This window comes from Prevotella ihumii (genome assembly GCF_900155655.1).
Classification (GTDB): Bacteria; Bacteroidota; Bacteroidia; order Bacteroidales; family Bacteroidaceae; genus Prevotella; species Prevotella ihumii.
Map to the genome: position 1 here is coordinate 1,517,934 of NZ_LT706987.1, position 26,162 is coordinate 1,544,095.

Here is a 26,162-nt window from a genome sequence, read left to right on the forward strand (position 1 = left end):
TCACCTTAAACCCAAATCGTCATTAAGATTTAACAATGATGCAGACAAACATTTATTGGCTTTGCAAGATGCTATAAATGTATAAAACATTTTGTTCTGTTTTTCCTATACCCAACAAACGTTTTCTTAACATCAATCTTTCGCCTGCAAAACATATATGTTTGACAAGGTCAAAGTTCAACTTTGGGAGGGTGAAACATATATGTTTGAGGAGGTAAAACATATATGTTTTGGAAGTGGTTTGTAAATGGTTTGTTGTCAATGAGTTACGGATTACATTTTTAATGCTTTGCTTTTGGCAATGATTGTTCTATTTGTCGGTTGTGAAAGACGTAATCAATTGTTCCAACCGATGAGCGTTAATAATTTATTTATAGCATATAGGGTACGCCTAACAGACCAAAGGAGAAAGATACATTTGAAAATAAATAGAGAAAGCACTGTCTTTTTTTTGTGTTTTCCACGAATTAGTGTATCTTTGCACTTTAATAATATACACCTAATTATTTAAGAAAGAACATCAAAATGATTCTATTTTTCTTAGGCTTAAGCAACACTGTGATTGCGACTGAGATAGACCATCAGCCCAATCAAGAGGAAATAAGTAAGCTATGTTGGCTCTATGGAGACGCTAAACTAATAGACGATAAGCAATTGTCGGGTTATTACATAGGTCCACGCCGTGAAATGATAACACCTTGGAGTACAAATGCCGTTGAGATAACTCAGAATATGGGTCTTAACGGCATTTTGCGTATAGAGGAGTACTTCCCATCTAAGTCGATGGAAGACAATCCTGACAGAATGATATTCCGTAACTATGACGGATTAGACCAAGATGTTTTCACTGTTTCCCACGAGCCTGATGCTATCAAGTTGGTTGACAATCTGGAGCAGTTCAACGAGCAGGAAGGATTGGCACTTTCGCCTGAAGAAATGGAATATCTCCACTCGGTGGAGAAAGCAAATGGACGCCCATTGACCGACTCTGAAGTCTTCGGCTTTGCTCAAATCAATTCAGAACACTGCCGCCATAAGATTTTCGGTGGCGAGTTTGTTATCGATGGCAAGGTAATGGAGAGCAGTCTCTTTGCTATGATTAAGAAAACAACCAAGGAAAACCCAGGGAAAATTCTTTCTGCATACAAAGACAATGTGGCTTTTGCACAAGGTCCAGAGATAGAACAGTTTGCTCCAAAAGACCAAACTACGGCAGACTATTTCCAAGTGAAGCCTATCGAAAGCGTTATTTCACTGAAGGCTGAAACTCATAACTTCCCTACAACCGTTGAACCGTTCAATGGTGCAGCTACAGGAACAGGTGGCGAAATTCGCGACCGTATGGGTGGCGGTGTAGGTTCGTGGCCTATTGCAGGTACAGCGGTTTATATGACGGCTTACCCAAGATTGAAAAACGATAGCAACGAAAGCCCTGTTTTCCGCGACTGGGAAGACATATTGCCTGTGCGTGAGTGGCTTTACCAAACTCCTCAACAAATTCTTACCAAGGCATCGAACGGCGCAAGCGACTTCGGAAACAAGTTTGGACAGCCATTGATTACAGGCTCTGTTCTTACTTTTGAACACCAAGAAAACAACGAGAAGTATGCTTACGACAAAGTGATTATGCTTGCGGGTGGCGTAGGTTATGGTGCTAAGCGCGACTGCTTGAAGAAAGAGCCACAAAAGGGCAATAAGGTTGTTGTGGTTGGTGGCGATAACTACCGCATTGGGTTGGGTGGCGGTTCTGTGTCGTCAGTAGATACAGGTCGCTATTCTAATGGTATTGAGCTCAATGCTATCCAACGTGCTAACCCTGAAATGCAGAAGCGTGCTTACAATTTGGTGCGTGCTTTGGTGGAAGAAGACAACAATCCAGTGGTATCAATTCACGACCACGGCTCTGCAGGACACCTCAATTGCTTGAGCGAGTTGGTGGAAGAATGTGGCGGAACAATAGATATGGCAGCCTTGCCTATCGGTGATAAAACCCTCAGTGCTAAGGAAATCATTGCCAACGAGTCGCAAGAACGTATGGGATTGCTTATCGATGAAAAGCATCTTGACCGTGTTCAGAAGATTGCCGAACGTGAGCGTGCACCAATGTATGTAGTGGGTGAAACCACAGGCGATGCACACTTCTCTTTTGTTCAGAAAGATGGCGTGAAGCCATTCGACCTTGATGTGGCACAAATGTTTGGACATTCGCCAAAGACAATAATGAAAGATGAAACCGTTGTGCGCAAGTACGAAGATGTGTCATACGATATTAATAAGGTAGAGGAATACACCCAACGTGTACTTCAGTTGGAGGCTGTGGCTTGTAAGGACTGGTTGACAAACAAGGTAGACCGCTCTGTTACGGGTAAAGTGGCACGCCAACAATGCCAAGGCGAGTTGCAATTGCCATTGTCCGATTGTGGTGTGGTTGCTTTAGACTACCGTGGTTACAAGGGTATAGCTACTGCTTTAGGTCACGCACCTCAAGCTGGATTGGCTTCACCTGAGGCTGGTGCGGTACTTTCAGTTGCAGAATCGTTGACCAACATTGTTTGGGCACCATTAGTAGATGGAATGGACAGCCTTAGTTTGTCAGCCAACTGGATGTGGCCTTGCCGTTCACAAAAGGGCGAAGATGCACGTTTGTATAGTGCAGTCAAGGCTTTGTCTGACTTCTGCTGCGCTATTGGCGTTAATGTACCTACGGGTAAGGACTCGCTTTCATTGACCCAACAATATCCTAATGGTGAGAAAATCATTTCTCCAGGTACAGTTATTGTTTCCAGTGGTGGAGAGGTGAGCAACGTTAGACAGACCGTTTCGCCCGTATTGATCAACGATGAGGCTTCATACATCTATCACATCGACTTCAGCTTTGACGAACAACGCCTTGGCGGTTCGGCATTTGCTCAGAGTTTGGGCAAGGTTGGCTCTGATGTACCTACTGTGAAAGACCCTCAATACTTCTGCGAGTGTTTTGATGCGATACAGACTTTAATTCGTGAAGGGTACATTATGGCAGGTCACGACATCTCGGCAGGCGGTATGATGACCACCCTTTTGGAAATGTGCTTTGCAAATACAAAGGGCGGTATGGCTATCGATTTGAGCCGAATGGGCGGTAATGACACCGTAAAGAAGCTATTTGCTGAAAACCCTGGTGTTATCATTCAGGTGTCAGCACAGCACAATAGTGAAGTGAAAGCCTTCTTAGAAGACAGCTTCATTGGGTTTGCTTGTCTCGGACAACCTATTTCCGATAAGCGTACGCTCGTAATAGAGGACGGCAAGTTTAAGCAATCGTTCGATATAGATGCACTGCGTGAAGCTTGGTACGAAACCTCTTACCTCCTTGACCGCAAGCAGAGCTTTGGCGGAATGGCAGCTGAACGCCACAACAACTATAAGGTACAACCTGTGGAAATGAAGTTTAATGCTGACTTCAAGGGCACGTTAACACAATACGGCTTGAACCCTAATCGCTGGAAGAACAGCGATAGCGAGGCAAAGGCTACAGTTCCTAAGGCTGCAATCATCCGTGAAAAGGGTACAAACGGCGAACGTGAAATGGCTTACAGCTTGTACCTTGCAGGCTTTGAGGTGAAAGATGTTACGATGACCGACCTTATTTCGGGTCGTGAGACCTTAGACGACATCAATATGATAGTGTTCTGTGGCGGCTTCTCTAACTCGGATGTACTCGGTTCGGCTAAGGGTTGGGCAGGTGCTTTCTTGTACAATCCAAAGGCAAAGGAAGCATTGGACAAGTTCTACGCTCGCAAAGACACCCTCTCATTGGGTATCTGCAACGGCTGTCAGTTGATGGTAGAGCTGAACCTCATCAATCCTGAACACGAACAGCGTGCACATTTGGCACACAACAACAGCCACAAGTTTGAGAGCAACTTCCTTTCGCTCGCTATTCCAGAGAACAATAGCGTAATGTTTGGTTCGCTTTCAGGCAACAAATTGGGTATTTGGGTAGCTCACGGAGAAGGAAAGTTCGTGCTTCCACAAGCCGAAAACACCTACAATGTTATAGCTAAATACAACTACGACGCATACCCTGGCAACCCTAATGGTTCAGACTACAATGTGGCAGGTATCTGTTCAGCAGACGGCAGACACCTTGCTATGATGCCCCACTTGGAACGTGCAATCTTCCCTTGGCAGAACGCTTGGTATCCGTTAGACAGACGCAACGAAGAAGTTACGCCTTGGATTGAAGCCTTTGTCAATGCTCGAAAGTGGGTAGAAGAAAGATTATAAGACGATAACTATAAAAGAGTTGTGGTGCAAAGCCTCGAAGCTAAGTACCTCAACTCTTTTTTTTATGGGTATAAACGCCCTTATGTTAGACGATGATAGATAAAGATAAAGACTCCTATTCAGGAAATAATAGCAAAAGCGCATTGAATAACGACCTCGCCATATATTGGGAATCATTCAAAGTATTCTTCAAGATTGGTGCATTTACCTTAGGCGGTGGCTACGCTATGATACCTATTATAGAAAGCGAAGTGGTAGACAAAAAGCAATGGATACCCAAAGACCAGTTTCTCGACCTTATTGCTGTGGCGCAAAGTTGCCCTGGCGTTTTCGCTGTAAACATTAGCATTTTCCTCGGTTACAAACTACGTAAGGTGAAAGGCGCATTGTGTACCTGTTTAGGAGCGGTACTACCATCGTTTCTTACCATTCTTGCCATAGCCCTGTTTTTCCACCAGTTTATGGAAATAGGGTGGGTGGCAGCAATGTTTCGTGGCATACGTCCTGCCGTGGTAGCCCTCATCGCTGTACCCACATTCAACCTTGCTAAGAGTGCCAAGATAAATCTTGCCAACTGCTGGATACCTATTATTACAGCACTGTTGATAGCCGTCTTGGGTGTCAACCCTATTTATATATTGTTGGCAGCAGGCATTGGCGGATTTGCGTATGGTAAATATCTAAAACCAACGGAGGAACTATGATTTACTTAGAATTATTCTACACCTTTTTTATAATAGGTCTTTTCGGATTTGGGGGTGGATATGGAATGCTCTCGCTGATACAAACCGAAACTGTAATCAATCATCATTGGCTTTCGTCAGCAGAGTTTACCAACATTGTTGCCATATCGCAGATGACCCCTGGCCCTATCGGCATCAACTCTGCCACCTATTGTGGCTATACAACTGTTCACAATGCAGGCTATAGCGGAGCAATGGCAGTGTTGGGAAGCGCCACAGCAACGTTTGCCCTTGTGTTACCTTCGCTCATCTTGATGTTGCTTATCAGCAAACTGTTCTTAAAGTATATGAATACCCCTGTGGTGCAATCCATTTTTGGCGGACTACGTCCTGTGGTAGTAGGTTTGCTTGCAGCGGCAACATTACTGCTGTGTAATGCCGAAAACTTTTCATCTCCTGATGTCAATATGTGGCAATTCTGCATTAGCATCTTTCTATTTGTTGCAACCTTTATCGGCACAATGTGGCTCAAAATCAACCCCATTCGTATGATTTGTTATGCAGCTGTGGCAGGATTGGTATTGCTCTATTAGGCACGAGCGATAAAACCTAATAGCGGAAAAATAGACCAATGGGGAATGATACTTGTTTTTATAAATTCAACTCCGCAATCTATTGATAATAAGCTATTTATAAGCGTGTTGTGAAACATATATGTTTTACCCTCCCAAACATATATGTTTTACCCTCCCAAAGTTCAACTTTGACAACCCCAAACATATATGTTTTGCAACGTCAAAGCAGAACTATTGATTGTAAAAAGTTATCTTAGGAAAAATAGAACAATAACTATAGTTTTGTATTATACCTAAAAACTTGGCGAAAAACTATCCTTACAAGCCCCATTATAACATTAAACCCAAATCGGTCGTTAGACTTCTTCGAGATTTGCGAGCTTATTTTGAGCTATTTTTGGTTGTTTTTGAAGACGTTTAGCGAGCTAAACAACTGAAAAAAACAAACGAAAAGAGCCAAAATAAGGTGCAAAGACGAAGAAAAGCATAACGTCTAAACGCTTTAAAAAGCCTTTGCGGGCTAACAACCGATTTGGGTTAATATAAAACACGTTGCGCAATAAAGTAAAATAGCACAGTTAATGTTGTAAAACACATTGCTTATTCAGACGATACATCGTCTTCAATATTTGTAAACACTATACTATAAAATATAAAGTTGCGGTACATCATTATCAAAACTTTATAATTTGTAACTGATTGGTAGTCTTGAAAAAGATTACCAATTGTTGTATAAAAATACAGCAAGTAATCATAAAAATGCCTTGTGTAAGATTTTTTAGCATCAAAGTGTTAAATTTATGTCTGTTTATTTATTATTTCGTACGGTAAATATTTCTTTGTTTAACGACAAATGATTAAATTTGCATATTCAATCATAAACCATAGTTATATTATGTTCAATTCAATAATTTACAAAAACAAGACAAGCTATCTCTTAGCTTTTGTTCTTCTTATCTTTCTCTCTGCTTGTAGCAAAGATGAAGAGAGCATTATTGACTATACCCCTAAAGAGGTTGGAAAAGATAAGATAGTAGACTGTGGAGATAAGATTTCGGCGATAACCGACTTCTCTAAAGTCTACAAAGTATCGGTTGAACAGGTGCAAGACTATGTAAAAGAACGCGACATAGTGGTAGTTTGCGAATATGGAAACGAAACTTCTAACTCCACAGAGGTAGCGGTAGCTACTTGTAGAGCAGAAGGAGTTGACATCCTTTTAATCTCTGATGGCGGTGGTGGACTTCCTCCAAGGGCAAGTAATGTACCATTACTGATGGTTGATACCAATGCAGACAATACCAAAATAAAGCTAAAATACAATCGTTTCTTCTTCGAACGCTTGTTAGGCGTATCCCTAAAATCAATAAATTATGCTCCTTATCACGTCTTTGTAGATGGCAAGTATGTAACGAGTTGTTCTACATTGGAGAAGGTTGCGAAGGTGTTGAAGGAATATAAAAGGAAAAAACAACCAAAAATAACTCAAAATAAGCGCGCAAATCTCGAAGAAGTCTAACGACCGATTTGGGATTAATGGGAAAGAGATGAGAAATGGTTGATGCGATAACTATTTGCTGTAAGTAAGGCAAACTGTGCGCATCAACCATTTTTCTGTATATAAGGAATGTGTTCTTGTGTGCTAGCTTAGAACTCTAACACCATTGTTTGACGAGGCGAAAGGGTAAGGTCGGTTGATAGGTCAATGGTCTTATCTGTGGTGATGTCAATGGCTTTCGTTGAGTTGCCAATTACTTCGGCATAGCGTTTTACGTCCATTTTGCCCATTTTATTTCGCCCATTGAGAATGGTAAGCACCGTTTTGCCTTTGTGTTGCCGAGCTAAAACGTAAATGCCGTGATAAGGAATAAACTGGGTTTGCTTGCCTTGGGTTATCACCTCGTTGCCTTGTCGCCAATGGAGGAGACGTGAAGTGAAGCGGAACATTGCGTTTTCGTCAGCTGTACGACCTTCTGGGGTAAACTTGTTCACTGCATCGTCTGCAAAACCTCCCGGGAAATCTTTACGCACATTGCCATCAGTTACTTCTTTTGTGCCGTTCATCAAGATTTCTGTACCATAATACAGCTGTGGTGTACGGTTCATTGTGAGCAGAAGAGCAAGTGCCTGTTTCAGAGCTAAGGTGTCTTTGCCGTTGCCAAGGAAGCGGTCGGTATCGTGATTTTCGATGAAAGCCATCACATTTGATGGGTTGGTGTAGAGGTAATCGAAGCACAACGAGGTATAAATACGGTTCAAACCTTTCCACCAATCGTCTGTTTCTTCATTTTTTGCCATCGAAAGGCGGTCGAAAAAAGCAAAATCCATTACGGTTTTGAGGTAGCTATTCTCGTCAGATAGTTTGCTATCCTTTTGCCAAGCAGCGGTATAAGCAGGCTCTGTAACCCACGTTTCGCCTACGGTGTTGAAGTTAGGGTACTCGGTATCGAGGCGTTTCATCCATTGTGCCATTGCCTTGCGGTCGGCATAAGGATAGGTATCCATACGAATGCCATCGATGCCTACTGTCTCTATCCACCAAATAGAGTTCTGAATGAGGTACTGCATTACGTGTGGGTTGCGCTGATTGAGGTCGGGCATTGAGCTAACAAACCAGCCGTCTACCGTTTCAGCCATATCTACCTTGCTTGCGTAAGGGTCGAGTACAGGGGTGAGCTTATAAGACGTTTGCAATCCATAGTTAGGGTTGTTAAACCAGTTCTTTGAAGGCACGTCCTTGTTCCATGCGTGATAATCGCCACAGTGGTTGAAAATCATATCCATTACCACCTTCATTCCTCGCTGATGGCACGCAGCGATAAGGGCTTTGTAGTCGTCGTTTGTTCCGAAGCGTGGGTCTACACGATAGTAATCGGTGGTGGCATAGCCGTGATAGGTGCTGTGCTTGCCTCCATCGGCAGGGCGGTCGTTCTCCAGAACAGGGGTAAACCAAAGAGCAGTAACGCCTAAATCGGTGAAGTAGTCAAGGTGTTGCATAATGCCAGCAATGTCGCCTCCGTGTCGCAAACTTGGTTCGTTGCGGTTGCAGAGTTGGTCTTGCATACCTTTGATAACATCGTTCTTAGGGTTGCCATTGGCAAAACGGTCGGGCATAAGCATATAAAGCACATCCGAATTGTCGAACCCTTTGCGGTCTTCGCCACGCATAGCACGGTTGAGCAGACTATACTTTACGGTTGTCTTTTGCTTTCCTACCTTGAAATCAATGTTCATTGTACCTGCTTGGGCATCTTTCAAGTTGAGATAGATGAGCAGATAGTTGGGCGAATCCAAACGTACAAGCGAGTCGATACGAACACCTTGGTAATTAATATTGACTTCGGCATCGCGAATGTTTTCGCCATAAGCCATCAACTGCAACGAAACGTCTTTCATACCCACATACCAAGTGGTAGGTTCGAGCTTCTTAACTTCAATCTTGGCACTCGCACAAAGTGCAATAAGGCAAAGCGAGAGCAATAAGGTTATCCTTTTCATTGGTTTTTATATCTAATTTTTAATCGTGTAAAATCAAAGCGTTTTGTCCGTCAATCATAACTTCTCCGCCTTCCATCTCGCCCAATCCAGCCTCATTGGCTTCACCATTATTGGCAACAATGGTATATTTACCTTGTGGCAGATTGATAGTGCGGAGGTCTCTATTGCCATTGAGAATGACGTAAATATTGTTCCACTTGTCACCACCTGCGTGGTTCTTCAGCTTAAAGGCTACCACACAATCCTGCACAGGTAGAAATTCGAGGTGCTTTCGCACAAGGTCGGCATTGCCAAGACGGAATGCAGGGTGCTGCTTACGAATGTTGATGAGTCCTTTGTAGTAAGCAAAGACTTGTGGATAGACATTTAAGTTGTTCCAATCCAAATGATTGATTTCGTCAGGCGAGTTGAAAGAGTTGTGTACCCCTTTCTTATCACGGAGCATTTCTTCGCCAGAGAGCATAAAAGGTATGCCTTGTGAGGTGAAAACGGCTGTTTGTGCAAGGAGATTTAAGCGAATAATGGCTTCTGTATCGTAGGTCGCTTCGGGGATAGAGGCTTTGATGCGGTCGACAAGACACATATCGTCGTGGCAGCTAACATACGAAATCATCTGTGTAGGCTGGGTTGCCCAAGGCTCTTTAGCGTAGTTTACCTTTGTATAATCTACTTGTGGGTGAGCTATCATACCTGTAATTCCCGCCTTGATGCTTTCTTCAAAACCTGCAATACCACCGAGGAAAGCTGCTTGTTTGTCGTCAGAGAATGGCCCACGGAGGGCATCACGAAGTTCGTCAGAGAAGGCTGCAATACCTGGCATTTGTTTTACATTAGCCTTGAGTGCGAGTTTTTCGGTAGGATAAGCGCACGAGCCAGCACTCCAACCTTCGCCATAGATGAACACATTTGGGTCGATAGCACTGATTTCTTTGCGAATAAGGTTCATTGTTTCTATATCGTGAACGCCCATAAGGTCGACACGGAAGCCATCAATGTGGTATTCGTTCACCCAATATTTCATACTTTCGAGCATAAACTGTCTCATCAATGGGTGTTCTGATGCAGTTTCGTTGCCACAACCAGAGCCGTTACTGGGCTTTCCGTCGGCAGTATAACGATAGTAAGCCTTAGGGTATGTGCGTTCAAAATTGCTTCCTGCAATATCAAACGTATGATTGTAAACTACGTCAAGAATAACTCTGATACCTGCTTTATGGAGAGCTTGCACCATTTGCTTGAACTCTAAAATACGTTGGCTTGGGAGTGCGGCATTAGTTGCATAGCTTCCTTCAGGTACGTTGTAGTTCAATGGGTCGTAACCCCAATTGTATTGAGGAGTTGAAGTGTTGGTTTCGTCTACCGAAGCATAATCGTAAGAGGGCAAAATATGGACAGCATTGATGCCAAGGCTCTTTAAATGTTGGATAGCCTTTGGCTCGGTTAATGCAAGAAACTTGCCCTTGTTCACAAGTTCTGATGAGGCATCAATAGAGAAATCACGATGGTGCATCTCGTAGATAATGAGGTCGGCAGGGCTTTTTAAGGTTAGTCGGCTATCGTTTTCCCAACCTTTGGGATTTGTGGTTTGCATATCTATCACTGCTCCACGTTGTCCGTTGATACCAACAGCTTTAGCAAATACTCCTGGGGTTTCTCCCTTTCCTATGTCGAAGGTGTAAAACTTGCCTTTCAAATCTCCGCTCACGGTAGTTTCCCACACGTTGTTTGCGGTTTTTTTCATCTTCATTTTCTTTTCTACCTTTCCACCTTTTCCTGCATTATAAATGCGTAAAAGCGGCTTAGTTGGTGCGTTTAACTTGAAGACAGTGCTATTGGGCGTGTATTGCACCTCGTTAAATTGAGTCTGCGCAAGTGCTGTTTGTGACATTAGAAATGCTCCAAACGCAAGTGCTGAATAATATTTGGGTTTCATAAGCATATAGGTTTTTATATGTGAAAGGGTGAGGAATGGGCAGTCTTTTCTATACTTACCGTTCCCCACCCGTTATCTTTTTATACGTTACTTCTGAACTTTTATTGCAGGATTGATGCTTTCTACTGCCTTTAAGCTGATAGCAAAACCTCCACCAGGTGCCATTGTAAGTTTCAAGATATCGCCTTTCTTCACTCTCTTATGTGTAATCTTGTATGCCTTTGGATTGGTCTTGTAATCAGCATTCTTTGTATCGGCATAGATTGTGCAGTCGTATATACAACCATCAAGAAGGAAGTCGAGCTTGATATTGCTCCTGTGTCCGTTTTCGTCACATTTACCTCCGATGTACCAATCATTTGAGTTCTTGTCCTGACGAGCCACTGTGATGTAGTCGGCAGGCTCTGCTTCCAAGTAAATACTTTGACTCCAATCGCAAGGAACGTCCTTTATGAACTGGAAAGCATCGTAATATTTCTTGTAATTTTCAGGCAAATCGGCTGCCATTTGCAACGGACTATACATTGTAACATAGAGTGCCAATTGTCCTACAAGCGTGGTATGTACGATGTTAGGGTTATCGCTCCAAGTGTTCAATTGGGTTTCAAGAATACCAGGGGTGTAGTCCATAGGTCCACCTTGTAGTCGTGTAAACGGCAAAATAACAGTATGGTCGGGCTTACTGCCGCCAAATGCTTCATATTCTGTGCCACGTGCACTTTCGTTACCTATCATATTTGGATATGTACGACACAATCCTGTTGGGCGAACTGCCTCGTGTGCATTCACCATAATATGATGTTTCGCCGCTTCTTCTATAACGTGCATATAATGGTTGTTCAATGTTTGCGAAAAGTGATATTCACCTCTTGGGATTATATCGCCCACATAGCCCGTCTTAACAGCATCGTATCCGTACTTATTCATCAAGTTGAAAGCCTTTTCAAGGTGACGTTCGTAGTTCTGAGTACTTGATGATGTTTCGTGATGCATCATCAATTTCACGCCTTTTTCGTGTGCATACTTGTTCAAATATGCTATATCGAAATCTGGATATGGCGTCACGAAGTCGAAAACATAATCCTTTGAGTGTCCAATCCAGTCTTCCCACCCTATGTTCCATCCTTCTACAAGCACTTGGTCAATACCATTTTCAGCTGCAAAGTCGATGTATTTCTTCACGTTTGCAGTCGTTGCGCCGTGCTTACCATTAGGTTTTGCTTTGCTGTAATCGGTTTCACCAAGTTTTACAGATGGAAATTCATCTGTGTAATTCCAACTGTTCTTACCTGCAATCATCTCCCACCAAACGCCAATATACTTGGTTGGGTGAATCCAACTTGTATCTTCTATTTTGCAAGGTTCGTTCAAATTAAGAATTAAGTTGCTTGAAAGCATCTCACGAGCATCATCGCTCACAAGAATAGTACGCCAAGGAGACTGACAAGGGGTCTGCATATAGCCTTTCATACCTGTAGCATCAGGTGTCAACCAACTCTCAAACACCATATATTTATCGTCTAAATTGAGGTGCATCGTTGGATAATTCACACACGCAGCTTCGTGTAGATTGATGTAAAGCCCGTCGTTTGTCTTCATCTGCAATGCAGTTTGAACCCCCGTTTCAGAAAATACTGCCACTGAAGAATTGCCCCAATTCACTGCATCGTGAAACTTTGAGCGTATTTCAGACAATTTGCTCTCCTGTGTCTCTTGCTCTTGTGTGTCGTAATCACCAGGCAACCACCACGCTTTATGGTCTCCAGCCATTGCAAACTGTGTATGTTCTTCTTTGATAATGAAATAATTGAGTTCCTTCTGTTGTGGAAACTCATAGCGGAAACCCACTCCATCATCATAAACACGGAAGCGTACAATCATTTCACGATTGGTTTTAGGTTGCTTTAACGTAACTGCCAACTCGTTGTAATGGTTTCTTATCGCTGCAGATTCACCCCAAACAGGTTTCCAAGTTTCATCGAAAGTTGTTGTCTTATCATCTGCCAACACAAAGCCGTCCATCAAATCGGTTTCGCCCATTCCCTTGCTGGCGTGCTTGCTCTTAGCCAATTCCAAACCAAGGAACGACTTTTTCACAACGTCCTTATCTTTATAAGCCACACGATAACAAGGTTTGCCATTCTGAATACTAAATGCTAAACACACTTTACCTTGTGGAGAATTGACAGACTTAATAACATTTGGCATACCATTTTGCATTTCTTGCGCCACTGCTATTACGGAGCAAACAAGCAAGAAAGCTATCAACTTTATTCTCTTCATAATACCTGTTTTCTATACCTTGATATATACGAGCAGTGGGACACAGCCTCGCTGCGCCCCATTGCCCAATGTTGTTTATCGTCCAGACTGAGAAATCAAATCTGTTATATTGTTGTTAAAATCTACATTATCCATCAACTGTTCTATGCTAACGTGCATTCGGTATCGCCAATAATGTTTTGGATTAGCCGGAATATTAATTCGCTCGGCATCGGCATCAGCCAATCGCAAACGCTCGTCAATGCTCATCCAATCCTGAATGCCCAATACGCAAAGCATACTTGGAGAGGTAAGATGTCTGTTGACAACCTCTCGTGCCAACCACCCCGGTAATGGGTGCGGAGCAGGACCACCTTGATGCAACATACTATTGAAGTAGTCTTGTGTTCTATCCCAATCCTCGTCCCACCACTGGCGCAACGTTGCCATATCGTGGGTAGAGATAGTGCTCACACTGCGATAAGGATTAGTGTTCAAATGTCCGAACTTCACCTTTGGGTCTTTCGGCATACTCTGTATTTCAAGGCTCAATATCTTTAGCTCGTTCATCACCCAAGCCACACAGTCGGGTACCATTCCCAAGTCTTCAGCACACACCAACATACGTGTGGCATTGACAAGTTTAGGAAGTTTCTTCATTGCTTCTTGATACCAGAACTGATTGTTGCGGCGATAGAAATAGTCGTTATAAAGACGATTGAAGATAGCTTTATCGCTGTCGTACAAGCTCTCGTAAATGAAATCCATCTGAACCGTGATGCGTGGGTGGAACTTGTTAGGGTCTTTATGGTCGCGAACAAAGAGTACATCACTAATCAAGGCATACAAGCCGTCACGTATCCAAATGTCTTTCTCGGTTGTTCGTCCCTCAAACACGGCTTCCACCTTACGTTGCGTATCATATTCAGGGCGCATACGATAACGGTCGCCCCACGTACGTTCAAGATAGGTGTTGCGCACTTCGTCAGCGTGTTCACGGAAAATGCGTTCTAACACCCAATCGGTGATGAAAGGTTCGGTGAACAATTCTTCTTGCCAGTGCAATCCGTAACCTTCTATCTCCTCACGACTCATTCCCAATGATGGTGAGAACTGTCCTAACAAGCCGTGAACCGAATGTACAGGAATTTCCCAAATACGGAAGAAACCCAACACGTGGTCGATGCGGTAAGCATCAAAATAGTTTGCCATATTTTGGAAGCGACGTATCCACCATTGGCAACCATCTTTTACCATCTCATCCCAATTGTATGTAGGGAAGCCCCAGTTCTGTCCGTTCACAGAGAAGTCGTCAGGAGGTGCGCCCGCTTGACCATTGAGATTGAAATAACGTGGTTCGGTCCACACATCGCAGCCGTAACGATTTACGCCGATAGGTATATCGCCCTTTAGAATTACACGTTTGGCAGTAGCATACTCGTGTACCGCCTTGAGCTGACTACTGAGAACGTATTGTACGTAGTAGTAGAACGCCACGTCCTTGTAAGCCTTTGTACGTGGCGAAGTCAGTGCAGCACGTTCAGCCTCGTCCCATTGGTTGTGGTCTGCCCACTTTGAGAAATCAGCAGTGCCATTCACCTCACGCAAGTAGCTATATTGAGCGTAAGGTACAAGCCAACTTTGGTTTTCTATGAAGAAGTTTTTGAATGCACTACTTGCCATAGCACCCTTACCTTCCTGTTCGAACAAGAGGCGGAGATATTCGTTTTTAGCTTCATTCACACGTTCGTAGTCTATTTGCGACAAGGCATTAAGCTCTTTACGCAAAGCCTCAAACTTGTCTCTCTGTGCCTTATCCTTCAATGCTGGCAAACTATTGAGGTCAGCATATTGAGGGTGAAGGGCAAAGATAGAGATGCACGAATAAGGATAAGAGTCTGTCCACGTGTGTGTGATAGTGGTGTCGTTGATAGGCAATATCTGTAAAATGCGCTGACGGGTATGGCTAACCCAGTCTACCATCTTTTTCAAATCGCCAAAGTCGCCCACACCAAAGCTCTCATTTGAACGCAACGAAAATACAGGAACAAGCGTACCAGCCACACGCACAGGAGGTAATGTGAAGTAGACTTCAGAGAGCTCGTAAACTACCACATCGCCTTCGTCCATAATGGGCAACTCTATGGTGCGGTTGTTGCTGTTTTCCCATATAGGTAAATATTCTTTTTCTGTATTTTCTATTAAGAATTTGAATTCCAACTTTCTATCAGCCAACTTTGCAGCGTCAATGCACACCGCCCACTCGTTCACACCTTGCTGCACCATTTTTAGTGCCTTGCTTTCTTTCCATGCACCCATCAATGGGTCGCTACCAGCTATGCAAAGCGTATCGCCTTTGCTCAGCTGCGGTGCTTGCACCTTTATGCAAACACACTTGCTGTACATACGTGCAGAAGGTTTATCAACCTTAGTGCCTGCTACACAGTCGGTAATGGCTGCTGTGTACAAATAAGCATTTTCGGGAATGTTGCGCCAGTGGTCGAACACCTTGTACGAGCGTGCCTCTTTGGCATTGAATACAAGGCGGTGTGGAACTACTGTCCATTCCGTCATCTGTTCGGTGTCGCCTACGTGAATGCTGTAATAATACTCCAACTGTGTCCCTGGCTTCACTTCTTTGTCGATGTCTACCATCCAATGAAGTCCGTCTACAGTGTGCATACGGTATTGAGCTGTGTCAGTTTCACTACCACGTTGTCCTGTTACAATATTAAGGACGAAATCTTGTCCATAATAGGTCTGATATTCTATGCAAAATTCTATCTTCATAGAGCTTATTAGTAATTTTTCCTCAAAGATAAGCATAAAAAAGTAATGCTACACTATAAATAGAGATGATTTATATCAATTATTGCGCAAACGTTTACATTTTATTGCAATATTCATTTATAACTACTTGTTTAACGATAAAATATCAAACGTTTTAGGTAGAAAAATAGGTTATGCGCAAATAGTTTCGCTAAATTCGATTTGTCTTAAGGCTTTGATACAATGCTTTAGGAAATAGGGGATTATTGTTCTATTTTTCCTCACTCCATCTTTCCAATCTAATACATCAATCTTTGAAAAGCAAAACATATATGTTTGGGGTTGTCAAAGTTGAACTTTGGGAGGGTAAAACATATATGTTTTGGGTGGTAAAACATATATGTTTTGGAGGTAAAATATAACTCTTTGAAAACCAATGAATTAAGTAGGGATTTAAAAAGGATAATGAAAAAACGGTGATTGTTCTTTATTTCTGTTGCTAAAATTTGCCCTCGTACAAATAAATGTGTAATTTTGCGCTCCGAAAAGGCGAATTGCACCTTGGCATATATATAATAAGGTGAACCAATACGCATAACGAATAAAACTAATGCAGATATATAGTATCTTTCGAAACATAGCCCTTGCAAGCGCATTGATAATTGGGAGTGAGGTTAAAGCACAAAGCGAATATGTTGTGGACAGCCTCAATAGCGAAGGTAATACAACCTACGTTATGGACAGTTTGCAGTTAATGCCCGATACAACGGAAAGAAAAGAAGCGGACAATCCCGTCTTGGAAAAACTTTCTAACAATAAGTTTGCACGAATAGCTTATACCAGTGCACCGCTTATAGCAATGGGACTTATTGTGAAAGGCCAAAATAAGCATTTTAGAAGTTTAAGGAACGACTATTTGCCTAAGTTCCGCCGACACGTAGACGACTATCTGCAATATGCACCAGCAGCAGTGTTGTTGGGTATGAAGTCGGCTGGTGTAGAAAGCCGAAGCAGTTGGGGGCGTATGCTAACCTCTGATGCTTTTTCGGCTGCATTGATGGCAGGAATGGTCAACTCGTTGAAATTTACCACAAAAGTAAGACGCCCAGACGGTACAGACCGACATTCGTACCCTTCGGGGCACACTGCCACCGCTTTTATGACAGCTACGATGCTCACTAAGGAGTATGGTCATAAAAGTCCGTGGATAGGAATTGGCGCATACGGAGTGGCGTCGGCTACGGGGTTGATGCGTATGGCAAACAACAAACATTGGTTGAGCGACGTGCTGACAGGGGCTGGAATAGGCATTTTGTCAGCAGAGGTGGGTTACTATTTTGCTGACTTGATTTTTAAAAATCGTGGTTTGCGACCTACTAACGAGATGGAAGTTTTTCGCAAGTATGATAAGCCATCGTTCTTAAGTTTGAATTTTGAAATTAGTATTCCCATCAGCAACTATGAAATAAACGAAAACTCTGAATTAAAAACTTCATCGGGTAGCATTGTATCGGTAGAGGGTGCTCACTTCTTCAGTCCATACATAGGTGTTGGCGGACGACTGTCGGCAATGCGCACTGCTATCATTGTAGACGAAAAGATAGCCGAGGACGATTCGTTTGATGCGCTGAAAATGGGTGTAGGTGCATACTTCTCTTATCCGCTATCAAGTCGTTGGCTCATAGGGAGTAAGATTTTGGCACAATACGTACATTATCCCGACTTACAGCTTACAAGTTATGTTATTGACTCGCGCAGTAGCGCAGGACTTGGAACAGGACTATCGGTAACGTTTAAAGCACGCCAACGCTATGGATTTCGCCTATTGGTAGATTACGATCTACTACCCTATCACAGCAGTGGCAGCCGTAAATATATGCACTCGCTCACATTGGGAACGGCATTTCTTATCAATTTTTAACCCAAATCGGTCGTCAGACCAGTCCGACTTGTCCGACCCGTCCGACTTGTCAGACTTGTCCGACCCGTCCGACCCGTCCGACAAGTCTGACCAGTCTAATGACAGATTTGGGTTTAAATAATAATAGCACCTAAAGTGCAAACAGAATGAAAGTGGCAATATCCTTAGTATTTCACTATTACTTTGGTATTGTCACACCTTTTTTGTACATTTGCAGTGGTTAAAAAAGTTATTAGCTAATGATACTATCAATGACAGGCTACGGCAAAGCTGTGGTAACCTATAAAGAAAAGAAAATCAACGTTGAAATAAAATCGCTGAACAGTAAGAATTTAGACCTCTCAGCTCGTATTGCTCCGCTCTATCGAGAGAAGGAAATGGAGATACGACAACTTATTTCGCAACGTGTAGAACGAGGAAAGGTAGACTTTTCACTATGGGTGGAGAAGGATACACTCTTAGATGCAACGCCTATCAATACACAGTTGGTAGAAAATTACTACCACCAAATAAAGGCTATTTCGGAACAAACGGGGATAGAAGAACCTAAAGGCAGCGAATGGTACAAGATATTGTTGCGCTTGCCTGATGTTACCACAAAAACCGAAGTGGACGTGTTGGAGGAAGAGGAATGGAAGTATGCCCTCGAAGCCATAGAAGAGGCGGTGGCTCGACTTATAGCGTTTCGCACGCAAGAAGGTGCGGCATTGGAACGTAAATTCAATGAAAAGGTGGACAATATTGAACGTTTGCTTAAAGAAATTGAACCTTACGAGGAGAGTCGTGTGCCTAAGATAAAAGAACGCATCATAGAAGGATTGAAGCAAATTCCAACTATCGATTACGATAAGAATCGTTTGGAACAGGAACTCATTTACTATATAGAGAAATTGGATATAAGCGAGGAGAGGCAACGATTGACCAACCACCTGAACTACTTCCGTGAGACAATGGCAGAGACTGCACACGGCGTGGGCAAGAAGTTGGGTTTTATAGCACAAGAGATGGGACGCGAAATCAACACAACTGGCTCGAAGAGCAACCAAGCAGAGATGCAAAACATTGTTGTGATGATGAAAGACGAGTTGGAACAGATAAAGGAACAGGTGCTGAACGTGCTCTAAGAAGGGCTGAAACGTTGTAAACAGGCACACTATTTCTCAACTAAAACAAACAAACGAATGAACGGAAAATTGATTATCTTTTCAGCTCCATCGGGCGCAGGCAAAAGCACGATTGTGCAATGGTTGATGAAAGAACACCCAGAACTGCAATTGGCTTTCTCTATCAGTTGCACCACACGTGCACCAAGAGGTACAGAGCAGCATGGGGTGGAATACATCTTCCTTTCGCCAAACGAATTTAAAGATAAGATAAAGGCTGACGAATTTTTGGAATACGAAGAAGTTTACGAAGACCGTTTTTATGGTACGCTGAAGTCGCAGGTCGAAACGCAGGTGGCTAAAGGGCAGAACGTAATCTTTGATGTTGATGTAAAAGGCGGTTGCAACGTCAAAAACTTTTACGGCGAAAAGGCTTTAAGCCTCTTCATACAGCCTCCTTCGATTGCCGAACTTAGAAAGCGATTGGAAGGAAGACAAACTGATACAGCGGAAGCTATAGAAAACAGAATAGCAAAAGCTGAATACGAACTTACCTTTGCACCAAAATTCGACCATATCATAGTGAACGATGATTTGGAAAAGGCTAAGGCGGAAGCCTACGAAGTGATACGCAATTTTATTGAAAAATAAACTATAATGCCTCGTTCAACCTGTGTTGGGCGAGGCTTCTTTAACCCAAATCGGTCATTAGACCAGTTTAGGTGCTTACTTTATTATTTTTGAAACTTATGAGATGTCTTTTGTCTTATTTTGACTTTATTTTACCTATATCTGCAGTCACATAGCCCGCTATGCTCCTTTGATATATGCAAAATAAATCTCAAAATAATCGCAAAATACATTCTCATTCTAACGACCGATTTGGGTTTAATAATATGAACATCGGAATATACGGCGGCTCATTCAATCCTATACATAATGGACACATTGCATTGGCAGAGACATTCCTCCAACAAGCAATGTTGGACGAGGTGTGGTTTATGGTGTCGCCCCAAAATCCTTTTAAGATTAACGACAAACTCTTAGACGATAAGTTGCGTTTGCAGCTTGTTAGAAAAGTATTAGAAGGGTATCAACACTTTGTAGCGTCCGACTATGAGTTCCAGTTGCCCAAGCCTTCGTACACGTGGGATACACTTCAAAGTCTTTCTCGTTCGTTCCCCACTCATCAATTCACCCTCCTTATAGGTGGCGACAATTGGGCTTCGTTCCACAAATGGTATCACGCTGAAGACCTCTTAACCCATTACAACATTGCCATATTTCCACGCAAAGGAACTGAAAAGTTATCAACTGTGCGTGGAACTTCATTGAAAGCAGATAAAAGTTCAGTGTACACCGCTGAAGGTTCGTCGCACACCGTTGGAACTTCATCGCACACCGCTGAAAGATCATCGCACGCTGCTGAAACTCCATTGAACACGAATGAAACTCCATTGAACATTCTTCAATGCAAGCCAAAACATATAACTTTTCTTGATGCTCCACTCATCAATATTAGCAGTACGGAGATAAGAAATAGGATTGCACAAGGCTTAAACATCGACCATTTAGTGCCAAAAAATATTGTGAAAGATGTAGAAAGATACTATCGATAACTTCTCTTATTGAGCTGTAACCTTTTTGGAATTAGACAATGATGTATAATATTGTAATACGTCTGTAATCAAGGTGTTATGGCTCTGTGTTTTATAGCTTGGTATAAATCGGTATTGTCTTGTTCTTTCACTATGCCGCTGAATGTATTTTATGCCAACATACCTTATTTAACCCAAATCGGTCGTTAGACTGGTCTGACTTGTCTGACACGTCTGACTGGTCTGACTGGTCTGACTGGTCTAACGACCGATTTGGGTTAAAGCAACATAATGAGTTGTGTATTATTTTTGTGAATAGCAAGATAGGCGATGTGTATTCTTTTACTTGTAAGTCCTAAGCCTTGAGGTGCAATGTTTTATTCATAGCTTTTTAACAATAAATACATACTATAATAAGAAAGAAATTCATAATTTTGCAGAAATTCTTAATTTGTAGAAAGGTATGGAAAATACGAATGGCCGTATTCTCATTGTTGACGATGAGGAAGATATTTGTGAGATATTGAAGTTTAATCTTGAAACCGAAGGCTACACCATAGATGTAGCTCATTCGGCTGAAGAAGCATTAATGCTCCCCCTAAAGTGCTATCAGCTTGTGCTGTTGGATGTGATGATGGGCGAAATATCTGGCTTTGAAATGGCAAAACGAGTAAAGGCAGACGAGGCTACACGCCATATCCCAATCATCTTCCTTACAGCGCGTGACACGGAGAATGATACCATTACGGGATTTAATCTTGGTGCCGACGACTATATAGCTAAACCTTTTTCCATTCGTGAGGTTATTTTGCGCGTACGAGCAGTGCTGAAACGTACCCAAAACCTTGTCCCAATAGCGACAGAAACTGCTGTTAACATTATAAATTACGAGGGGTTGGAGCTGAATTTAGATAAGAAGTTGGTGCATATCGATGGGGTAGAGGTGGCTTTTACCAAGACAGAATTTGAGTTGCTTCAGTTGTTGATGGAGAACAAAGGTAGAGTGTTCTCTCGTCAAGAACTGTTGGATCGCATTTGGTCGAAAGATGTTTTGGTGTTAGAACGTACGGTAGATGTTTACATCACACGACTTCGGAAAAAGGTAGACGCTTATGCCCAATGTATTGCTACACGCTTGGGTTATGGCTATTATTTCAAGGTTTAAGAACTAAATTATGCGTAAACTTTCTATTGGGCATAAGCTTTACATTAGCATTATGTCGGTATTTCTTGTCTTTGCTGTTGCTTTTATTGTGTTTCAACAGCAACGTGAAAAGCAATTCAAGATAGACACATTGGAGCTGAGGCTGCAAATGTTTAATGCTCGAATGGCAGACTTCTTGGCCGACGAACCCTTTTCAGAACACCGAGTGGATAGTTTTTTACGTAAGTCTACCAATGGTGGCATGCGCATAACCCTGGTGCGCCCCGATGGGAAGGTGATGTATGATAATGTAAAGAAAGACTATGAGCATTTTGCTAATCATCGCAACCGTGACGAAATCAGACTTTCGCTTGCCAAGGGCAAAGCTTCGGTGGTAGACAGACGAAGCAAAACCTTGCATCAACCTTTCTTTTATTCGGCTACTTATTATCCTCAACAACACCTTGTTATACGTTCGGCCTTGCCTTATAACAACGATTTGGCACTTCAGCTTAAAGCCGACCAACACTATATTTGGGTTTCGCTCATCGGATTAATGATGCTTACACTCATTATCTATCGTTTTGTGAGTAGATTGGATAAGAATATTTCTAATCTTAAAACCTTTGCATCGCGAGCTGACCATAACGAAAGCCTTGATACAGACGACCTTCTTACCTTTCCTGATGACGAGTTGGGCGAGATAGCAGAACGTATCATAAAGATTTATACACGACTGAAAAACACAAAAAAGCAACAAGATATTCTGAAAAAGGAGCTGACACAGAACATAGCACACGAACTGAAAACCCCTGTGGCTTCTATTCAAGGTTATGTAGAAACCATTCTCAACAATCCACGCATTACGGAAGACGATAAGCACACCTTTCTACAGCGTTGCTATGCACAAACCGAACGCCTTTCGGCCTTGCTTGCCGACATTTCTATGCTCAACAGAATGGACGATGGGGCACAAATGATGGAAAACGAACGTGTAGATATTAACGAATTGATAGCTACCATTGAGGCTGAAATAACACAACAATTGGCACAGCACGATATGCGTTTCGAGTGTAGTTTGCCCGATGGTATGTACGTTATGGGTGTGCGCTCGCTGCTTTATAGTGTATTTCGCAATCTTGCTGATAATGCTATTGCTTACGCTGGAGCTCATACCACAATTACGCTTACAGCCGAGAGGGTGGGCGAGGACTTTTGTTTTGTCTTTGCCGACAATGGCGTAGGGGTGAGTTATGAGCATTTGCCACGCATCTTTGAACGCTTTTACAGAATAGATAAAGGGCGCAGTCGTAAGCTCGGAGGTACAGGCTTGGGACTTGCCATTGTAAAGAATGCTGTGCTTCATCACGGTGGCAATATCCAAGTGATGGCTAACGACCCTACAGGACTTAAATTTGTTTTCACCCTTGGTGCAAGCACTTAACCTATGATAAGAAAAAAGACATCTCCTAAGTTTTGCAAATAGGAAAAATCATCTAAACTAACCTATCGGTAGAATTATCTTTATTTTTTTAGCCACTATACCTATTATTACCTTATTTGATGGGTAATGTATTTGTCGTTTATCTTTTTCTATTCTTTCGTTTTACTTTGGGTTAAATACGCACGAAATTAATTCCGTCAATTGGTAAAACTAATCTAATGAACTGATTTGCATTTAGCTGCTTTATATAAAGTGATTGGGGAGAACTGTTGGTCAAATCGTCTTTGTTATCCTGAACTCGACTTGGCAAACAATCTACCCAATCCATCATTATCCCAAATCGGTCGTTAGAATGAGAATGTATTTTGCGATTATTTTGAGATTTATTTTGCATATATCAAAGGAGCATAGCGGGCTATGTGACTGCCGATATAGGTAAAATAAAGCCAAAATAAGACAAAAGACATCTCATAAGTTTCAAAAATAATAAAGTAAGCACCTAAACTGGTCTAATAACCGATTTGGGATTATTCCGAAGTTAATATTATCGTTCTGTAAACTTCTTAGCTGCTCGCAGTTGGTGACGCATATTGCTAATGAACTGTTGAGTTTCTTGCAAAAGATTAAGATACACCACCGAAACTTGGAAGTCTGAATTGCCGTGAGCACGCTGCATACGGTCAATATGTCGTTTGCGCACTACTGAGAGTTCTCCTTTCAGTAGGTCTGCATCTGCCAATACATCGCGATAGGTCTCATAACGATTGGTAGAGATAAGCTTTTCGGTCAGCTTCATCAGCTCGCTCACCTTTTGTTGAATAGGCGTAAACTCGTCAATAAGCACTTGTGGCATAGGGTTGAAACTATTGCTTACGTGTTCGCGCATAGGCTCAAGCATACGACGAAGACAATAAATAAATTGCTGATTACTATTTGCGCCAATATGCAACCACGTGTTGCGCTCAATGGCAATGCCTACAGGACAGCGCTTTAAGGCAATCATCTCTTGCTTACGCAACTTCTTTAGCACGTTGCCCTCTAAATACAATTCTTTCGTACTTTTCTTTAATTTACGCAAATTCTCGTCCTTAAAGCCATCAACAATTGCATTAAACTGGTCGAGAGCAAAGCGGCATACGTAGGCTTGCGTGCGTGATACTTGGCGTTGAAGCATATCCCAAACCAAGTCGGCATCACGTGTTCGCATCATCAATTGGAAGGTTGAGTCGCTACCTACTTCAGCCATCTTCTTCTTGTACTTGCGCTCAGAACGGATAAGGAGGAATACCACTAATGCCATAAATCCTATTTGAACTGCAATACCACCAAAGAACATAATCAAACAAATAATGCCACACGCAATAAAGGACGCACCAGCAGTAATAAACCATCCACCGATAACCGATAAAACACCCGTAACACGGAACACAGCACTCTCACGACCCCAAGCCCTGTCTGCAAGGCTTGAACCCATAGCCACCATAAATGTAACATAGGTGGTTGATAATGGCAACTTTAGGTTTGTTCCGATAGTGATGAGCATTGAAGCTAAAACAAGATTAACCGCAGCACGAACCACATCAAAAGCCACGTCTTGCGACTCATCTTTTGCCTTTTCACGAAATCTATTATCAACCCATTTTGCCACACTTGTAGGCACTAAACTTGAGAAAGAACTACCCATATTTTGCGAAAGACGCACAATAGCACGTGCCGCACTCGAACTACCAAACATCTCATCACCTTCGTCTTGGCGGCTAAGGTCAACACTTGTCTTGATAACATTCTGTGCTTTCTTTGATGTAGCCATAGCTATTATCATTATACCACCTGCTCCCAAGAGCCAAGAAGGGGTAGTTGATGCGCTTTCCATCAATGAGGTCATCATAAAGTTTGCAGGTGTCGCACCGTTAGCGTGGGCAATAAAGTCGTTATAAGAGGCTAATCCTGCCAATGGAACACCAATAAAATTGACCAAATCATTGCCTGCAAAAGCCATTGCAAGTGCAAATGTACCCATCAAAACAACAAACTTAAAGATGTTGATACGCAGTATATGCAATATCTCCATTGCAATTGTTGAAACCACAAAGGTTGCCAATAGCAGTGTTTTAATGTTATTGTCAATGAATAGGCTTGCATCCTTAGGGATATAAGGACTCTTGCCTATGCCTTTCATAAATATGAAATAAGAGAGTGCAGTGAAAGCTATTCCACCAAAAAGGGCTATGGTATAACGTGAATGAGCTTTATAATTGAAAGTGAAAACGATGCGCGAAAGCCACATCACAATGGTACCAAAAACAAAGGCTATGGCCACCGAAACGAAGATTGCAATGATTACTTTGAGGGCTTGTTCGGTATTCATAAGGTTAGAAAACACCAGCCCGTCTGTGCTTGCCATCTTAACACAAGCGATAACAAACGTACCTCCTAAGAGTTCGAAGACCAACGATACTGTGGTGGAGGTTGGCATACCGAGCGTGTTAAATACATCAAGAACAATCACATCTGTAACCATTACAGCCAAGAAGATGGTCATTACTTCTTCAAAGGAGTACTGATTAGGTGTCATAATACCATGTCGAGCCACGTCCATCATTCCCGATGAGAGCACTGCACCTAAACCTATGCCTATAGAAGCAATAATTACAACGGTGCGATACGAGGCTACACGTGCTCCAACAGCCGACTGAAGAAAGTTTACAGCGTCATTGCTCACCCCCACAAAGAGGTCGAACACTGCTAAACAAAGCAGAAAGACGACAATACAAAGATACATTGTTTCCATTTCTTATTCTTAATGATTTATTATTGTTGCTTGCGCAATAGAGGGCGTCCGACTTATGTTTCTTTTTCTTGAGGTATAGCTAAAGTCTCTGCTTGCTCTGCTTTTTCTGGCTGCAAAGGTATTTTCCTTTTATTACAGCGTTATGAAATCAATGTTACAATTATGTTACAAA

At 42.4% G+C, this 26,162-nt stretch carries 17 protein-coding genes; 12 read left to right on the forward strand and 5 right to left on the reverse strand.

Annotated features, from left to right (window positions below):
• Positions 1 to 525: 525 nt before the first annotated feature.
• The 4 genes from purL (at position 526) to CZ367_RS07010 (ending at position 7,046) form a co-directional block, all read left to right on the forward strand.
• Complete coding sequence (purL, locus tag CZ367_RS06995; protein WP_077196209.1) at positions 526 to 4,269, forward strand: phosphoribosylformylglycinamidine synthase; 3,744 nt, start codon at positions 526 to 528, stop codon at positions 4,267 to 4,269.
• Positions 4,270 to 4,361: 92 nt separating this feature from the next.
• Complete coding sequence (locus CZ367_RS07000) at positions 4,362 to 4,973, forward strand: chromate transporter (RefSeq protein WP_077196210.1); 612 nt, start codon at positions 4,362 to 4,364, stop codon at positions 4,971 to 4,973.
• Entirely contained in the window at positions 4,970 to 5,545 is a 576-nt protein-coding gene (locus tag CZ367_RS07005) for a chromate transporter (RefSeq protein ID WP_077196211.1), read from the forward strand. Before CZ367_RS07000 ends, CZ367_RS07005 begins: the two co-directional genes overlap by 4 nt.
• An 877-nt stretch (positions 5,546 to 6,422) precedes the next feature.
• Complete coding sequence (locus CZ367_RS07010; RefSeq protein WP_077196212.1) at positions 6,423 to 7,046, forward strand: hypothetical protein; 624 nt, start codon at positions 6,423 to 6,425, stop codon at positions 7,044 to 7,046.
• Between the two features lie 128 nt (positions 7,047 to 7,174).
• Here the strand turns inward: CZ367_RS07010 and CZ367_RS07015 are convergent, their stop codons facing one another.
• The 4 genes from CZ367_RS07015 to CZ367_RS07030 all read right to left on the reverse strand — a co-directional run bounded on the left by CZ367_RS07015 (position 7,175) and on the right by CZ367_RS07030 (position 16,010).
• The gene (locus CZ367_RS07015; protein ID WP_077196213.1) at positions 7,175 to 9,025 is read right to left on the reverse strand and encodes a glycoside hydrolase family 13 protein; all 1,851 of its coding nucleotides are present in this window, start codon (positions 9,023 to 9,025) and stop codon (positions 7,175 to 7,177) included.
• A 19-nt stretch (positions 9,026 to 9,044) separates the two neighbouring features.
• A complete protein-coding gene (gene pulA, locus CZ367_RS07020) occupies positions 9,045 to 10,958 on the reverse strand; it encodes a type I pullulanase (RefSeq protein ID WP_077197389.1) in 1,914 nt (637 codons plus the stop codon).
• A gap of 87 nt (positions 10,959 to 11,045) precedes the next feature.
• Entirely contained in the window at positions 11,046 to 13,241 is a 2,196-nt protein-coding gene (locus tag CZ367_RS07025; protein WP_077196214.1) for a glycoside hydrolase family 97 protein, read from the reverse strand.
• Positions 13,242 to 13,316: 75 nt separating this feature from the next.
• Positions 13,317 to 16,010, reverse strand: coding sequence for a 4-alpha-glucanotransferase (locus tag CZ367_RS07030; RefSeq protein ID WP_077196215.1), 2,694 nt, complete (start codon positions 16,008 to 16,010; stop codon positions 13,317 to 13,319).
• Positions 16,011 to 16,725: 715 nt separating this feature from the next.
• Between CZ367_RS07030 and CZ367_RS07040 the strand changes: the two genes are divergently transcribed.
• The 8 genes from CZ367_RS07040 (at position 16,726) to CZ367_RS07065 (ending at position 23,199) form a co-directional block, all read left to right on the forward strand.
• Positions 16,726 to 17,910, forward strand: coding sequence for a phosphatase PAP2 family protein (locus CZ367_RS07040; protein ID WP_144006022.1), 1,185 nt, complete (start codon positions 16,726 to 16,728; stop codon positions 17,908 to 17,910).
• Complete coding sequence (locus CZ367_RS15395; RefSeq protein ID WP_154669300.1) at positions 17,849 to 18,031, forward strand: hypothetical protein; 183 nt, start codon at positions 17,849 to 17,851, stop codon at positions 18,029 to 18,031. The genes CZ367_RS07040 and CZ367_RS15395 overlap by 62 nt, the downstream gene beginning before the upstream one ends.
• 118 nt (positions 18,032 to 18,149) lie before the next feature.
• Positions 18,150 to 19,034, forward strand: coding sequence for a YicC/YloC family endoribonuclease (locus CZ367_RS07045; protein WP_077196218.1), 885 nt, complete (start codon positions 18,150 to 18,152; stop codon positions 19,032 to 19,034).
• A gap of 57 nt (positions 19,035 to 19,091) precedes the next feature.
• Positions 19,092 to 19,664 (forward strand): guanylate kinase, encoded by a 573-nt coding sequence (gene gmk / locus CZ367_RS07050; protein WP_077196219.1) that lies wholly within the window; start codon positions 19,092 to 19,094, stop codon positions 19,662 to 19,664.
• Between the two features lie 245 nt (positions 19,665 to 19,909).
• On the forward strand, positions 19,910 to 20,632 hold the full coding sequence (gene nadD, locus CZ367_RS07055) for a nicotinate (nicotinamide) nucleotide adenylyltransferase (protein ID WP_077196220.1): 723 nt from the start codon (positions 19,910 to 19,912) through the stop codon (positions 20,630 to 20,632).
• A 119-nt stretch (positions 20,633 to 20,751) separates the two neighbouring features.
• The gene (locus CZ367_RS14920) at positions 20,752 to 20,970 is read left to right on the forward strand and encodes a hypothetical protein (protein WP_144005949.1); all 219 of its coding nucleotides are present in this window, start codon (positions 20,752 to 20,754) and stop codon (positions 20,968 to 20,970) included.
• Between the two features lie 104 nt (positions 20,971 to 21,074).
• Positions 21,075 to 21,776, forward strand: coding sequence for a response regulator (locus CZ367_RS07060; RefSeq protein ID WP_077196221.1), 702 nt, complete (start codon positions 21,075 to 21,077; stop codon positions 21,774 to 21,776).
• A gap of 10 nt (positions 21,777 to 21,786) precedes the next feature.
• Positions 21,787 to 23,199, forward strand: coding sequence for a sensor histidine kinase (locus CZ367_RS07065; RefSeq protein WP_084793491.1), 1,413 nt, complete (start codon positions 21,787 to 21,789; stop codon positions 23,197 to 23,199).
• A gap of 544 nt (positions 23,200 to 23,743) precedes the next feature.
• Here CZ367_RS07065 and CZ367_RS07075 read toward each other — a convergent pair.
• Entirely contained in the window at positions 23,744 to 25,990 is a 2,247-nt protein-coding gene (locus CZ367_RS07075) for an inorganic phosphate transporter (protein ID WP_077196224.1), read from the reverse strand.
• Positions 25,991 to 26,162: the final 172 nt, after the last annotated feature.